Source organism: Streptomyces caelestis (assembly GCF_001279005.1).
Classification (GTDB): domain Bacteria; phylum Actinomycetota; class Actinomycetes; order Streptomycetales; family Streptomycetaceae; genus Streptomyces; species Streptomyces heliomycini.
Genome location: NZ_LGCN01000143.1, coordinates 59,693 through 73,297, shown reverse-complemented (window position 1 = coordinate 73,297; position 13,605 = coordinate 59,693). Strand labels below are relative to the sequence as shown.

Annotated in this window: 15 protein-coding genes; 6 read left to right on the top strand and 9 right to left on the bottom strand. The window is 70.9% G+C overall.

What is annotated here, in order from left to right; genetic code table 11:
* Positions 1 to 37 precede the first annotated feature (37 nt).
* The 4 genes from ADK41_RS14145 to ADK41_RS14130 form a co-directional block, all read right to left on the bottom strand.
* Positions 38 to 1,354 (bottom strand): hypothetical protein, encoded by a 1,317-nt coding sequence (locus ADK41_RS14145; protein WP_030829012.1) that lies wholly within the window; start codon positions 1,352 to 1,354, stop codon positions 38 to 40.
* A complete protein-coding gene (locus ADK41_RS14140; RefSeq protein WP_030829009.1) occupies positions 1,344 to 1,919 on the bottom strand; it encodes a DUF6114 domain-containing protein in 576 nt (191 codons plus the stop codon). Before ADK41_RS14140 ends, ADK41_RS14145 begins: the two co-directional genes overlap by 11 nt.
* Before the next feature lie 194 nt (positions 1,920 to 2,113).
* Positions 2,114 to 2,755 (bottom strand): DUF6230 family protein, encoded by a 642-nt coding sequence (locus tag ADK41_RS14135; RefSeq protein WP_030829006.1) that lies wholly within the window; start codon positions 2,753 to 2,755, stop codon positions 2,114 to 2,116.
* 654 nt (positions 2,756 to 3,409) lie between these two features.
* Positions 3,410 to 4,387, bottom strand: coding sequence for a tetratricopeptide repeat protein (locus ADK41_RS14130; RefSeq protein WP_030829004.1), 978 nt, complete (start codon positions 4,385 to 4,387; stop codon positions 3,410 to 3,412).
* A gap of 235 nt (positions 4,388 to 4,622) precedes the next feature.
* On the opposite strand from ADK41_RS14130, the gene ADK41_RS14125 reads away from it, so the two are divergent.
* The 3 genes from ADK41_RS14125 to ADK41_RS14115 all read left to right on the top strand — a co-directional run bounded on the left by ADK41_RS14125 (position 4,623) and on the right by ADK41_RS14115 (position 7,735).
* Positions 4,623 to 5,243, top strand: coding sequence for a TetR/AcrR family transcriptional regulator (locus ADK41_RS14125; RefSeq protein WP_030829002.1), 621 nt, complete (start codon positions 4,623 to 4,625; stop codon positions 5,241 to 5,243).
* A gap of 119 nt (positions 5,244 to 5,362) precedes the next feature.
* Positions 5,363 to 6,175 carry an SAM-dependent methyltransferase gene (locus ADK41_RS14120; protein WP_030829000.1) on the top strand — a complete coding sequence of 271 codons (813 nt, stop codon included), beginning with the start codon at positions 5,363 to 5,365 and terminating at the stop codon, positions 6,173 to 6,175.
* Between the two features lie 207 nt (positions 6,176 to 6,382).
* Positions 6,383 to 7,735, top strand: a complete 1,353-nt coding sequence (locus ADK41_RS14115) for a hypothetical protein (protein WP_051843231.1) — start codon at positions 6,383 to 6,385, stop codon at positions 7,733 to 7,735.
* 199 nt (positions 7,736 to 7,934) lie between these two features.
* On the opposite strand, the gene ADK41_RS14110 is transcribed toward ADK41_RS14115, so the two are convergent.
* The 5 genes from ADK41_RS14110 to ADK41_RS14090 form a co-directional block, all read right to left on the bottom strand.
* Positions 7,935 to 9,635 carry an acyl-CoA mutase large subunit family protein gene (locus tag ADK41_RS14110; protein WP_030828995.1) on the bottom strand — a complete coding sequence of 567 codons (1,701 nt, stop codon included), beginning with the start codon at positions 9,633 to 9,635 and terminating at the stop codon, positions 7,935 to 7,937.
* A 79-nt stretch (positions 9,636 to 9,714) separates the two neighbouring features.
* Positions 9,715 to 10,047, bottom strand: a complete 333-nt coding sequence (locus ADK41_RS14105) for a DUF3817 domain-containing protein (RefSeq protein ID WP_030828991.1) — start codon at positions 10,045 to 10,047, stop codon at positions 9,715 to 9,717.
* A gap of 43 nt (positions 10,048 to 10,090) precedes the next feature.
* Positions 10,091 to 10,600, bottom strand: a complete 510-nt coding sequence (locus ADK41_RS14100; protein WP_030828989.1) for a MarR family winged helix-turn-helix transcriptional regulator — start codon at positions 10,598 to 10,600, stop codon at positions 10,091 to 10,093.
* A gap of 43 nt (positions 10,601 to 10,643) precedes the next feature.
* Entirely contained in the window at positions 10,644 to 10,964 is a 321-nt protein-coding gene (locus ADK41_RS14095) for an MTH1187 family thiamine-binding protein (protein ID WP_030828986.1), read from the bottom strand.
* Positions 10,961 to 11,305 carry a DUF3817 domain-containing protein gene (locus tag ADK41_RS14090; protein WP_030828983.1) on the bottom strand — a complete coding sequence of 115 codons (345 nt, stop codon included), beginning with the start codon at positions 11,303 to 11,305 and terminating at the stop codon, positions 10,961 to 10,963. The genes ADK41_RS14095 and ADK41_RS14090 overlap by 4 nt, the downstream gene beginning before the upstream one ends.
* A gap of 215 nt (positions 11,306 to 11,520) precedes the next feature.
* Here ADK41_RS14090 and ADK41_RS14085 point away from each other — a divergent pair, with 215 nt between their 5' ends.
* The 3 genes from ADK41_RS14085 to ADK41_RS14075 are packed head-to-tail and all read left to right on the top strand — an operon-like array spanning position 11,521 to position 13,578.
* Positions 11,521 to 12,153, top strand: a complete 633-nt coding sequence (locus ADK41_RS14085) for an AIM24 family protein (RefSeq protein ID WP_030828980.1) — start codon at positions 11,521 to 11,523, stop codon at positions 12,151 to 12,153.
* A 1-nt stretch (position 12,154) separates the two neighbouring features.
* Positions 12,155 to 12,805, top strand: coding sequence for an AIM24 family protein (locus ADK41_RS14080; protein WP_030828977.1), 651 nt, complete (start codon positions 12,155 to 12,157; stop codon positions 12,803 to 12,805).
* Between the two features lie 20 nt (positions 12,806 to 12,825).
* A complete protein-coding gene (locus ADK41_RS14075) occupies positions 12,826 to 13,578 on the top strand; it encodes an AIM24 family protein (protein WP_051843234.1) in 753 nt (250 codons plus the stop codon).
* The last annotated feature ends 27 nt before the right edge of the window (positions 13,579 to 13,605 follow it).

Sequence of the window (13,605 nt, the reverse complement as noted above, 5' to 3'; positions counted from 1 at the left end):
CTCGGTGGTGCGGCTCCCGGGGGGGGGCCGAAGGCGTTCAGCCGGTGGTGATGTACTGCCGCAGCCCGGGGATGTGCAGGGTGCCGCCGAACTGGCCGGCCTGCTTCACCGTCACCTTGGTGAAGTGGATCCACGGGATGTCCAGCGGGGGCGGGTGCTCCGGGTCGAACGTGATCGGGATCAGGCCGAGCAGGTTGCCGGAGATGCTCTCGGTGTACATCACGGTGTCGCCGTCGGTGATGGTGGACTTCGACCCCTTGGCCGCCTGCACGTGGTGGGTCACGCCGGTCCGCTTGTCCGTGACCGTCTGGTGCAGGTCCACGATGTCGGTGCCGCCTGAGATGACGTACTTCAGCACCCTCTTGGTGGCGCCGCCGGCGGTCCGCACCTCGACGATGCCCTTGTACGAGGCGTCATTCAGCGTCAGCGCACTGGCGTTGAGGGTCCAGGGGTCGTCGGGCAGCAGGAGCTCGTTGTCGACGCCGCCTTCGGCGTCGGTGGCGACCGGGCAGTCCTCGGGGTCGACCGTGGCCGACGCGGAAGGGCTGGGAGAGGCGGTGGCCTCGGGGGCCGCCGCTTCCTCGGTGGCCTCCTCCCCGGCGGTTTCCCCGACCGTCTCCTCGGCGTCCCCGGTGGTCTCCGAGGCCTTGTCGCCGACGTCCTCGGCAGTGTCCTCGACCGCTTCGGTGGCCTTCTCGGTGGTCTCCCCGGCGGTGCCGGCCGTCCCCTCGGCCTTCTCCTGCGTCTCCTCCTCGGTGGCGGAGGCGGACGGGGCGGGGCTCGCCGCGGCCTCCTTCTCCTTCGGGGTGAAGACGTCCTCGAGGGCGTCCCCGAGGCCCTCCAGGAGGTTGCGGTCGGTCTTCGAGGGGGTGGGCTCGGGCTCGGCCGTGTCCTCGGTGGCGGAGGGGGCGGGCGCCGGCTCGTCCTTGTCGTCGGAACCTGAATCCGGCGAAGAGGAGGTGCCCTTGCCCGCGTCCGTGTCCTTGCCCGCGTCCATGCCCTGGTCCGCCTCCGGGGCCTGCTGCCCGGGGGTCTCCGCCGAGGGCTCCGCCTCCGGGGAGGCGCTCGCGCTCGCCGACGCGGACGGCGTGGGCGACGCGGAGGCGTCGTCCTTCTCCGCGCCCTCGATGACCTCCAGGCAGGCCTGGTACTCCTCGAGGGTCAGGCTGTTCGCCGGCAGCTTCCCGTCGTTGCCGTCGGCGAGGGCCAGCGTCGGCGTGAACCCCATCCCCATGAGGACCGCCGTGGGCATCGCCGCCAGGGCGATCGCCTTGCCGCCCGGCACGTGGAATCTGGTGAACAGCGGCTTCCTCGGGGCCGCGTGACGCGGCCCGCGCACCTCGTCAGCCGACACGGTGCCCCCCTGTGACCCTGGCGCCGTCCGCCTCTCCGTCCTCCCCCTTCTCCAGGGAAGCGGCCGGGAACCGCGGTGCCACGGCGGGGTCGTGGAGCGTGTCGTCCGGCGCCGCCTCCCCCGTGGGCGCGTCGGCGCCGTGACGCTCCCCCTCCGCCTCGACCGGCGGCTCGCCCGGCGCCCAGGAGAGGGCGAGGGCGCCGCCGACCAGCGCGAGCAGGAAGCCGATCAGGAAGCCGCCTATGTTGGAGACCACCAGGGACACCAGGGCCAGCAGGATCGTCGCGACACCGGCGAAGACCCGGGTGGCGGACTGGAACCACATGGTCAGGCCCAGCGTGACCAGCAGCACGCCGATGATCAGCGACCCCGCGCCGGCCGTCGTCGCCATGGCGAGCGACATGTGGCCCAACTTGAGCGTGGCGTAGGGGAAGTACGCGATGGGGATGCCGCCCAGCAGCGTGAACAGACCGGCCCAGAACGGCCGGGTGCCCCGCCAGTCGCGGAATCGCAGACGCAGCCGGGTGAAGGTACCGGCGCTCTGGACCGGAGTCTCGGCACTCATGGAAAAAGCTCCCTGGGTCCGGTGGAAGTACGTACCGGCTCGGCCGTGGGCGCGTAGAAGCCGGAAGTGTGGGTCTGTGAGGGTGGCCCGGCACGCGGACCTGCCGGGCGGCGGGGCGGCGGGGCGGAGAAGCGATGACTTCTCCGCCCCCCGGGGCAGCTCAGCTGCCCCGGGTCATCCCGGTGACGGAGCCGTCAGTAGCACTCCATCTTCGGGTCCATACCGAGACGCATCGACAGGCCGTTCAGCGTGAACGTGCCGGCCGTGGTCGCCCACGCCGTCTGCTCGACGCCGTAGAGATGGGCCTCTCTCGCCTGCTGGGCGAAGCCGCCCTTCATCACGTTCTCGCCCTCCTTGACGGCGGGACCGCGGCTCTTGTTCTGGACCGCAACACCGATGTCGATGTCCTCGAACCTCGCGTCGGCGTCGAGCTGGGCGACGTCGATGTAGAGGTTCTTGGCCGTGACCGGCTTTTCCTTGCCCGCATCGAGACGGAGGTAGACCGTCTTGCCGATGAGAGGGACCTTCGTCGCCACCGACTGGCACATCTTGGTGATCTCTGCGGTGTCGAACGACGAGATGGCGACCGGGACCGGCTTCTTCCCTCCTTCACCGTCGGCTGACTTGTAGACGGTGTCGATACCGCCGTACTGGGCGAACCCCTCGCCCTTCAGATAGTCGGCCTTCACCTTGAACTGCTGGCCGGACACGCTGAACGACGCCGCGAGCGCACCCTGCGCCAGGCCGACACCCACCGCCGCCGTCGCGAGCACGCTGGGCACCATGACCACAGCGAACCGCTTCCATCTGGTCCCGCCACGCACCTGGGACTCCATATTTCCTCCTTCTCGGACGTACATCTCCTGCTCCGGCCCGTCGCCGTGAACGGCGGCTCGGCCGGGCAGGGATGGGAGAAGTGCTACGTCCTCGGGAAGGAGAGCGCCGCGCTCGACGGCACGTACGACGCACCCGAATCACCGGCGATCACCCCCGAGCGACAACCACTGGTCGCGCCTGACACGCATCACGCACAACCCTGCGGACAGGCTTCGCCGGGTGGGCGAAGACCCCCCTGTCCAAGGACCGGCGTCACTGCCGCCGGCCCTGCTCGGTGGGGACCCAGGAGTTCCCGCGGCCCGACCGGCTGTCGGGGTACGGGTAATGGACCGAGCGTCGCCGATCGTGGTGCATTCTCGCCGTCGACACAAGGGGGTTCGTTACTGGCTAGTAACGACCGGATAACCGCGCGGCGGCCCGCCGATGTCGCGCAGCGACGCTGGGTACACCGAAAGTGCCGTACAAAACAGTTGATCCGCGGACGGAACCAGACAGACCCTCACCCGCGACTTACTGCCAGTAACAGCGGCCGCGATTGCCAAGATTTGGCAAAGCACGGCCGCATCGGTATCCGTCATCCGTTCGGCAACTCGAACCCCACGCACCCGAACCCCCGGCAGATCAACCGGAATCGGGCAACGGCGCCCGGTGGCTCAGAACAGGGCCCGCGCCAGCGCCCGGCGCGCGGCGATCACGCGCGGATCGTCGGCGCCGACCACCTCGAACAGCTCCAGCAGCCGCACCCGTACGGCGTCGCGGTCGTCGCCCGCGGTGCGTCCCACCGTCTCGATGAGCCGGCCGAAGGCGTCCTCAACGTGACCGCCCACCAGATCCAGGTCGGCGGCGGCGATCTGCGCGGTGGCGTCCCCCGGCTTCTCGGCGGCCTCCTTGCGCACCTGCTGCGGGTCCAGGCCCTGCACCCGCTGGAGCAGTTCGGCCTGGGCGAGGCCCAGCGTGGCCTCGGGGTTGGTCGGGTCGTCGGCGAGCACGTTCTTGTACGCCTGGACGGCGCCGGCGAGGTCACCGCCGTCCAGGGCCTGGACGGCGGCCTCCAGCAGGGCGTCGTACGGGCCGGCGGCCTCGGCCGGAGCGGCCTGCGCACCGCCGCCCGGCTCGGCGTCGGGGTCGACGGCGAGGCCGGTCAGGCCGAAGCGCTCCTCGCCGACCTGCACCAGCTGGTCCAGGGTCTGGCGGATCTGCGCCTCGCCCGCGGCCCCCTGGAAGAGCGGCAGCGCCTGTCCGGCCACCACCGCGAAGACCGCCGGGATCCCCTGGATCCCGAACTGCTGCATCAGCATCTGGTTGGCGTCGACGTCGATCTTGGCGAGGAGGACGCGCCCGTTGTACTCGACGGTGAGCCGCTCAAGGAGCGGGCTCAGCTGCTTGCAGGGCTCGCACCACTCGGCCCAGAAGTCGATGACGACCGGGACCTCGGTGGACCGCTGCAGGACGTCGCGCTCGAAGCCGGCCTCGTCGACGTCGATGACGAGATCGGCCGGGGAGATCGCGCCCCCGCCGCCCTGCCGGGCCGCTTCCGCGCGCGCCTGCTCCGCCTTCGCCTTGGCCTCCTGGGCCGCCTTCACCGCGGCGAGGTCGACGACTCCGCTCATGGACATGTTCCGTGGCTGCATGCGCCTATCCTCCCCCGTACACCGCGCGTGCGTGAAAACGCCCGGGAAAGCCAGGCGTACGTGTGCTTCTGGCGCCGGGTCCCCACCCCACGCCGGTGGTCGTCGCTCGGGCACGCCGGTCGCACGTGCTTTCGCTACGGGTCGTAGCGTAATGCCGACCGGTCCCCGCTGAACAGGGCGCCTCGGTGATCTCCCTCACGTAGGGGCGCGCGGAATCCGCCGTTATCGTCGTGCCATGCAGAGCCGCACCCCAGCCGGTCGCACCGGGCGTCCGCGCAACGCCGCCGCGGACGCCGCGATCCTGGCCGCGACCCGTGCCGCTCTGGTCGAACTGGGGTGGTCCAAGCTCACCCTGGGGGACGTGGCGCTGCGCGCCGGGGTCGCGAAGACCACCCTCTACCGGCGCTGGGCGGGCAAGAACGAGCTGGTCGTGGACGCGGTCGCGGAACTCTTCGACGAGCTGACCCTGCCCGACCGCGGCTCGCTGGCCGCCGACATCGAGGGCGTGGTGCTCCAGTTCGCCACGATCCTGACCCGCCCGGAGGCCCGGAACGGCCTGATGGCGGTGGTGGCGGAGGCCGCCCGCGACGACGCCCTGCGCGAGCGCATCCGCGCCTCGATCGTGGACCGGCAGAAACGTCTCGTCCTCGCCGGCCGGGCGCGAGCGCAGGCGCGGGGCGAGCTGCCGCCGGCGCCCGACACCGGCGAGGCGGCCCGCACCGTCGACCTGATCTTCGACATGGTGGCCGGCGCGGTGGTGCACCGCACCCTGGTGAGCGCGGAACCGGCCGACGAGGAGTGGGTGCACGGCTTCACCCGGGTCCTGCTGTCGGGCCTCGCCGCCGCAGGACCCTGAACCGGCCACGGTCGGCCGGTAGTCGCCTGTCACCGCCCCCGGTGCGCTGCGAGGATCGTGATCATCCCGCACCGGGACGCACGGAACGCACGGGACGCCGAGCAGCCAGGGAGGCGCGCATGACCGGGACCGGACCCGCCACCGCACGGATCGACACCTCCAGGCCGCACCCGGCCCGGGTCTACGACTGGTTCCTCGGCGGCAAGGACAACTACCCGGTCGACGAGGAACTGGGCCGGCAGATCATGGGCGTCGACGGCACGGCCCAGTACGTCGCCCGCACCAACCGCTGGTTCATGCAGCGGGTCACCCGGTGGCTGGCCGGCGAGGCGGGGATCCGCCAGTACCTGGACATCGGCACCGGCATCCCCACCGAACCCAATCTGCACCAGGTGGCCCAGGGCATCGCGCCCGAGTCCCGCGTCGTCTACACCGACAACGACCCCATCGTGCTGAAGCACGCCGAGGCGCTGCTGCGCAGCACCCCCGAGGGCGTCACCGACTACGTGCAGGCCGATGTGCGCGAGCCCGAACTCATTCTGGAACAGGCCCGCGAGAAGCTGGACTTCGACCGGCCGGTGGCGCTGTCCCTCGTCGCGCTGACGCACTTCCTCGGCGACGAGGACGACCCGTACGGCCTGGTGGCGCGGCTCGTCGGGGCGCTGCCCTCCGGCAGCCATCTGGTCCTGTCGCAGCTCACCGCGGACTTCGACCCCGAGGCGGTCGGACGCGGCGTCGAGATGTACCGGGCGGGCGGCGTCACGCTCGCGCCGCGCAGCCGCGCGGAGATCGCCCGCTTCTTCGAGGGGCTGGAGCCGGTGGCGCCGGGCCTGGTCCAGCTGACCGAGTGGCACCCCGAGCTCGCGCACGGCGAGACCACCGACGAGCACGCGGTGATCTCGCTGTACGGCGCGGTGGCCCGCAAGCCGTGACACGGCCGCGCGGCGAGCCGCTGATACGGGGTTCCGAATTCCCGGCTCCGCGCCGCGCGCCTTCCGCTCCGGTCGTCCAGCCGGTGTGCCGCCGTGATTCAAGGGGCTCCGCCCCGCAGAATCCTGGCGGACGGCGCCCCGCGCCGTCCCCTCCGGTCGTCCAACCGGTGTGCCGACGTGATGCATGGGACACAGAAGGGCACTACCTTGCGCATACTCAGACGGGCGCTGGGCACCACGCTCACCGCCGCCCTCGGCTCGCTGCTGCTGACCGTTCCGGGAGCTTCCCCGGCGTTCGCGGCGGACGGCGTGCCGGTGCCGTTGTACTCCCTCGCCGACATGGAGGTCGACGGGAGCAACCGGCAGGTCTTCCTCAGCTCGCCCGCGGGAGCGGACGGCCGGGTCGTGGTGACGGACTACGACGGCGGGAGCAGCACCTGGCTGAGCGGCCTGCCGGGCGCCGGCGGGCTGGCCCTGTCGCCCGACTCCCGGACCCTCTACGTGGCCGCGCGGGACATCGACACCATCGTCGCGTACGACACCGCGACGCTGACGGAGACCGCACGGTACTTCGTGGGCGAGGGCACCGCCCCGTGGAGCCTGGCTTTCGCGGGCGGGAAGCTGTGGTTCGGATACGGCGTCACCGGGGACCTCGGGTCGGTCGACGTGTCCGGTGCCGAGCCGGTGATCGAGCTCGGTCTGGACGCTTCACTGGACTGGGGGGCGGAACTCGTCGCCTCCCCCGCCGACCCCGACGTGCTGGTGGCCGGCACGGGCAACCCCAACGTCAACACCCTCACGGTGTACGACGTGGGCGGCGGATCACCCGAGGTGACCGCCCGGCGGGTCTTCTCCGGGACCGAGATGAACGGCCTGCGGGACCTGGCCGTGACACCCGACGGCCGGAGCGTCGTCGTGGCCGCCCTCATATCGCCCGGCTACCAGGCCTTCCGCCTCGACGACCTCTCGGACCGGGGAACCCCCGCGGCCTCGCCCTCTCCCCTGGCCGTCGCCGTCGCACCCGACGGCACGGTGGCCGGAGGAACCTCCAACAACAGCGTCGGCGTGCCGGACCTGTCCTTCTACGCGCCGGGCGCTCCCGCTCCGCTGACCACGGTCGAGCTGGGCGGTGACACCGAGAGGCTGGTGGACGAGGGGCTCGCCTGGGCGCCGGACGGGAGCCGGGTCTTCGCCGTGACCCAGCAGACCGGCGTCATGGGGCTCCGGTTCCATGCGCGGCAGGTCGCCACCACCGTGCAGACCACCCTTGCCCTCGAGGCGCCTCCGACCAGCAGGAGGTACCGGGAACTGACCGTCACCGGCACCCTGGCTCCGGCGGCCGGCTTCGCTCCCGGCACCACCGTCGCGGTGAAGCGCTACGACGCCGCCGCCCCGGAAGGCACCTCGCTGGGCACCGTCACCGTGTCGGCCGACGGCACCTTCACCGTGACCGACACGCCGAGAAGGGTCGGTCAGGCGAGGTACGGCGTGACGTACGCCGGTGACCCCTGGCACACCGCGGCCTCCGCCGAGGTGACCGTGGAGATCACCCGCCGCTGAGACGGCCTCCGGCACGGACGTCGCCGTGGCCCGGATCAGGACCGCGGGCCACGGCGATCTCCCCTCCGCGCGGTCATGGGGCAGGGCACCGGCTCCCCGCCCGGAACACCTCCGAGCGGCGGCGCGTCCAGGGCGGCGCGACGGCGGGGGCAGCCGCGTCGGCGGATGCTCCCGCCGCCCCGGCCGAGCGGCGTCGGGTCTAGAACCCGGCGGGCTCGGTGTACACGCCCCACTCGTCGCGCAGGACGCCGCAGATCTCGCCGAGGGTCGCCTCCGCGCGTACGGCGTCGAGCATCGGCCCGATCATGTTGGCGCCGGAGCGGGCGGCCCCGACCATGGCGTCGAGCGCGCCGCGCACCTTCGCGTCGTCGCGGGCGGACTTGCGCTCGCCGAGGAGCCGCACCTGCTCGCGCTCCACCTCGTGGCTGACCCGCAGGATCTCCAGGTCGCCGGTGACCGACCCGGTGTGGACGTTGACGCCGACGACCCGCTTGTCGCCCTTCTCCAGCGCCTGCTGGTAGCGGAACGCCGACTCGGCGATCTCGCCGGTGAACCAGCCGTCCTCGATGCCGCGCAGGATGCCGGAGGTGATCGGCCCGATCGGGTGCCGCCCGTCCGGGTGGGCGCGCAGGCCCCGCTCCTTGATCTGCTCGAAGATCTTCTCGGCGTCCGCCTCGATGCGGTCGGTGAGCTGCTCGACGTACCAGGAACCGCCCAGCGGGTCGGCGACGTTGCCGACGCCGGTCTCCTCCATCAGCACCTGCTGGGTGCGCAGGGCGATCTCGGCGGCCTGCTCGCTGGGCAGTGCGAGGGTCTCGTCGAGGGCGTTGGTGTGCAGGGAGTTGGTCCCGCCGAGCACCGCCGCCAGCGCCTCCACGGCGGTCCGTACGACGTTGTTGTACGGCTGCTGCGCGGTCAGCGAGACACCGGCGGTCTGGGTGTGGAACCGCAGCCACTGCGCCTTGTCGCTCTTCGCGCCGTAGACGTCCCGCATCCAGCGGGCCCAGATCCTCCTGGCCGCACGGAACTTGGCGATCTCCTCGAAGAAGTCGACGTGCGCGTCGAAGAAGAAGGAGAGGCCGGGGGCGAAGACGTCGACGTCGAGGCCGCGGCTGAGCCCCAGCTCCACGTACCCGAAGCCGTCCGCGAGCGTGTACGCCAGCTCCTGCGCGGCCGTCGCGCCGGCCTCGCGGATGTGGTAGCCGGAGACGGAGAGCGGCTTGTAGGCGGGGATGCCGGCCGCGCAGTGCTCCATCAGGTCGCCGATCAGGCGCAGATGGGGCTCGGGCTGGAAGAGCCACTCCTTCTGCGCGATGTACTCCTTGAAGATGTCCGTCTGCAGCGTGCCGTTGAGCACGGCAGGGTCGACGCCCTGGCGCTCGGCGGCGACGAGGTACATGCAGAAGACGGGCACGGCGGGCCCGCTGATCGTCATGGAGGTCGTCACGTCCCCGAGCGGGATGTCCCGGAACAGGACCTCCATGTCGGCGGCCGAGTCGATCGCCACCCCGCAGTGGCCGACCTCGCCCAGGGAGCGCGGGTCGTCGGAGTCGCGGCCCATGAGCGTCGGCATGTCGAAGGCGACGGAGAGGCCGCCCCCGCCGTTGCCGAGGATCATCTTGTAGCGCTCGTTGGTCTGCTCGGCGTTCCCGAACCCGGCGAACTGCCGGATGGTCCACGTCCGCCCCCGGTAGCCGGTCGGATACAGCCCGCGGGTGAAGGGGTACTCCCCCGGCCAGCCGATCCGCTCGAACCCCTCGTAGGTGTCCCCGGTCCGGGGCCCGTACACCGGCTCCACGGGATCGCCGGAGAGCGTGGTGAAATCCGCGTCGCGTTTGCGAGCGGCGTCGTACCGGGCCTGCCAGCGTCGGCGGCCCTCCTCGATGGCGTCAGCGTCCATGCCTTCGAATTTACTAGGACGTCCTAGTAAATGTCGATGGGAGACCGCCGCACGCTGCTCCGTACGGCGGTGAGACGCGTTACGCGACCGCGGGGGCCTCGTCCGCGACCTCGCCCTCCAGCTCGCGGCTGATCCGGCGCTCCACGAAGAACGCGGCGGTGGGGACGGTGCCGGCGAGCAGCACCCACAGCTGCTTCTTCACCGGCCACTTCAGCTTGGACCCCAGGTCGAAGGCGAAGATCAGGTAGACCACGTAGAGCCAGCCGTGGGCGATGCTGACCACCTGCGTGAAGTCGGCCGCGCCACCCATGTCGAGCACGTACTTGCCGATCATGCCGAAGGTCAGCGCGACGAGGAGGACACCGGTGACGTAGGCCATGATCCGGTAGCGGGTGAACACGCTCTTCTTCATGGAGTCGAGCGTAACGACCCGTTCCGGGAGATCTTGTCCCGGGTCAGTCCTCCGCGAAGTCCCCCGCCGCCAGCCGCAGCGGACGGAGCATGGCGAAGAGTTCGCCGCACTCCTCGGCGTCGTAGGCGCTCAGGCCGAAGTCCATGGCCATCAGGTCGCGGGTGGCGGACTCGACCACCTCGCGGCCCCTGTCGGTGATGGTCGCGAGGGTGCCGCGGCCGTCGTTGGGGTTGGGGCGCTTGGCGACCAGACCCGAGCGGACCAGGCGGTCCACGGTGTTCGTCACCGACGTGGGGTGCACCATGAGCCGCTCGCCGATCTTGGACATCGGCAGCTCGCCCGACTTGGAGAAGGTCAGCAGCACCAGGGCCTCGTACCGCGCGAACGTGAGCCCGTACGGTTTGACGACCGCGTCCACCTCGGCCAGCAGGATCTGTTGCGCCCGCATGATCGAGGTGATCGCGGCCATCGACGGCACACTTCCCCAGCGCTGCTTCCAGAGCTCGTCGGCGCGGGCGATGGGATCGAACGAGAGACTGAGCGGCTTCGGCACGGACCAGACCCTACCGGCCGGTCATATGCCGGTCAGCCCCGTCTCACTCATCGGTCCGCGGCCGTCCGTCACCGTGCGCCAGATGTCGCTCGACGGTCTCCACCTTGGAGGTGAGTCCGTCCTCCACTCCCGGGCGGATGTCCGCCTTGAGGACCAGGGAGACGCGCGGCGCGCGTGCCTCCACCGCGGCCACGGCGCGCTTCACCACGTCCATGACCTCGTCCCAGTCACCCTCGATCGAGGTGAACATGGCGTCGGTGCGGTTCGGCAGGCCGGATGCGCGGACCACCCGCACGGCGTCGGCGACGTACTCCCCCACGTCCTCGCCGACGCCCAGCGGCGTCACGGAGAAGGCGACGATCACGCGTTCACCACGCCCTCGGTGCGGGCGCGGGAGGCGATCACCGCGTCCTCGGCCTCGCGCTTGAGCCGGCGCTCGGCGAAGAAGCCGCCGGCCGGCAGGACCGACATCAGGAAGTAGAAGGCGGCGGTCTTCAGCGGCCACTTGGCGCGGTTCCAGGCGTCGGCCCAGAAGAGCACGTAGAGGACGAAGAGGAAGCCGTGGACCGCGCCCATCACCGGGACGGCGTTGAAGTCGGTCGTCCGCTTCAGGACCGAGCAGACGAGCAGCAGCAGGAACGAGATCGCTTCGGGGCCCGAGACCAGGCGGAGGCGGCGGAGGGCGGAGGCGGTCTTGATGTCCACGAGTCACCTTCGGTGGGAGAGACGTCGGCGTCGACGGGTCGGACGGCTTGTGAACGCACGCACAAGCGTCACGCCATTGTGGCAAACGGCGTCCCGCGATCACCGGAGGGGGTCCCGTCCGGCCGGTCGGCCCCTAAGGGTCCGTTCAGGGACCGACTCCCCCTTCGGGATCTGTCGGCGGGGGCGGCGGTGCGGATACCGTCACGGGTGTGGCGATGTTCCGACTTCAGAGCAGCAAGGTGCTCGCCGTCGACATGACTGGGGACGCCGTGAAGGCGAAGAACGGCTCCATGGTCGCGTACGACGGCGAGATGGCCTTCAAGAAGCTCAGCGGTGGCGGTGAGGGCCTCCGGGGGATGGTGACCCGGCGGCTCACGGGCGAGCAGATGACGCTGATGGAGGTGAAAGGGCACGGGACCTGCTTCTTCGCGGACCGTGCCTCCGAGATCAATCTGGTGGGCCTGCGGGGCGACAAGCTGTACGTGGAGTCCAGCAACCTGCTGGCGACCGACGGCGGCCTGCGCACCGGGACGAGTTTCACGGGGACGCGCGGGGCCTCGCAGGGAAACGGGCTGTTCACGACCACGATCGAGGGACACGGCCAGGCCGCGATCATGTCGGACGGGCCGGCCGTGCTGCTCCGGGTCAGCCCGCAGTACCCGCTGACGGTCGACCCCGGCGCCTATGTGGCCCACCAGGGGAACCTGCGGCAGTCCTTCCAGTCGGGTGTGACCTTCCGCACGCTGATGGGAGAGGGCGGCGGCGAGGCCTTCCAGATCCGGTTCGAGGGCGACGGGCTGGTCTACGTGCAGCCCAGTGAGCGGAACACGATCGCGGGGGACGTGTGACATGGGCTTCCGGGAGATCAACTCGAAGATGATCGAGGCGACGGTGTCGCCGGGTCAGCGGCTGTTCAGTCAGCGCGGCGCGATGCTCGCGTACCGGGGCGAGGTCGGCTTCACCCCGAACCTGCGCGGCGGGCAGGGCGGGGTGATGTCGATGATCGGGCGGCGCGTGGCGAACGAGGACACGCCCCTGATGACCGTCGAGGGCAGCGGCACCGTCCTGTTCGGGCACGGCGGCCACCACATCCAGGTGATCAACCTCGCCGGGGACACGCTGTACGTCGAGGCCGACCGGCTGCTGGCCTTCGAGGGCACGCTGGAGCAGGGCACGGTGTTCCTCGGCTCGCAGGGCGGGGTGATGGGCATGGTCCGGGGGCAGGTCTCCGGGCAGGGCCTCTTCACGACCTCGCTCAAGGGGCACGGCGCGGTCGCCGTGATGGCCCACGGAGGGGTGATCGAGCTCCCGATCACCCCGCAGCGGCCGGTGCGCGTCGACCCTCAGGCCTACGTCGCCCACCACGGCGACGTCCGCAACAAGCTGTCCACGGCCCTCGGCTGGCGGGACATGGTGGGCCGGGGCTCCGGCGAGGCCTTCCAGCTGGAGCTGAGCGGCAGCGGCGCCGTCTACGTCCAGGCATCGGAGGAGAAGCTGTGAGCAGCACCGTCCACGACCCGATGACGCTGCCGTCCGACGACAACGTCGATCCCTACACCTTCTGCGTGGAGCTCAAGGGCACCCAGTGGTTCATGCAGAAGGGGAAGATGATCGCCTACTACGGTTCGATCGATTTCAACGGCATCGGGCACGGGCGGCTCGACCGGCTCGTCCGTACGTCGTTCCATTCGCCTCTGCACGCGAGCGACTGGGTCGTGGCGGAGGGCTCGGGCAAGATGCTCCTCGCCGACCGGGCCTTCGACGTGAACTCGTACGACCTCGAGGACGGCAACCTGACCATTCGCTCAGGCAACGTGCTGGCTTTTCAGCCAAGTCTGTCGCTGAAGCAGTCGATCGTGCCGGGTTTCCTGACGCTGATCGGAACCGGGAAGTTCGTGGCCGCCTCCAACGGTCCGGTGGTGTTCATGGAACCCCCCATCCGGGTGGACCCGCAGGCGCTGGTCGGGTGGGCGGACTGCCCCTCCCCGTGCCACCACTACGACCACGGCTACATGACCGGTGTGATGGGCGGTCTACGTGCGATGACGGGCCTCGGCGGGGCCTCCGGCGAGGAGCACCAGTTCGAGTTCGTGGGGGCGGGCACGGTGCTCCTCCAGTCGTCCGAGGCGTTGATGGCGGAGCAGGCCACGGGGGTGACCCCGCACGAGCCCGGGGTGCCCGGGAGCGGGGTTCCGGGTGGCCACGGGCAGGGCGCGGGCGCACCGCGTCTTCCCGGACAGCTGGGAGACCTCCAGCGTCGCTTCGGGCTGTGAGCGGTAATGTGCGGGGTGTGACATCGA

Coding starts and splice junctions, on each gene's coding strand:
- ADK41_RS14140 (WP_030829009.1), bottom strand. CDS start 1,919: ATGAGTGCCGAGACTCCGGTCCAGAGCGCCGGTACCTTCACCCGGCTG.
- ADK41_RS14135 (WP_030829006.1), bottom strand. CDS start 2,755: ATGGAGTCCCAGGTGCGTGGCGGGACCAGATGGAAGCGGTTCGCTGTG.
- ADK41_RS14130 (WP_030829004.1), bottom strand. CDS start 4,387: ATGCAGCCACGGAACATGTCCATGAGCGGAGTCGTCGACCTCGCCGCG.
- ADK41_RS14125 (WP_030829002.1), top strand. CDS start 4,623: ATGCAGAGCCGCACCCCAGCCGGTCGCACCGGGCGTCCGCGCAACGCC.
- ADK41_RS14120 (WP_030829000.1), top strand. CDS start 5,363: ATGACCGGGACCGGACCCGCCACCGCACGGATCGACACCTCCAGGCCG.
- ADK41_RS14110 (WP_030828995.1), bottom strand. CDS start 9,635: ATGGACGCTGACGCCATCGAGGAGGGCCGCCGACGCTGGCAGGCCCGG.
- ADK41_RS14105 (WP_030828991.1), bottom strand. CDS start 10,047: ATGAAGAAGAGCGTGTTCACCCGCTACCGGATCATGGCCTACGTCACC.
- ADK41_RS14085 (WP_030828980.1), top strand. CDS start 11,521: ATGTTCCGACTTCAGAGCAGCAAGGTGCTCGCCGTCGACATGACTGGG.
- ADK41_RS14080 (WP_030828977.1), top strand. CDS start 12,155: ATGGGCTTCCGGGAGATCAACTCGAAGATGATCGAGGCGACGGTGTCG.
- ADK41_RS14075 (WP_051843234.1), top strand. CDS start 12,826: ATGACGCTGCCGTCCGACGACAACGTCGATCCCTACACCTTCTGCGTG.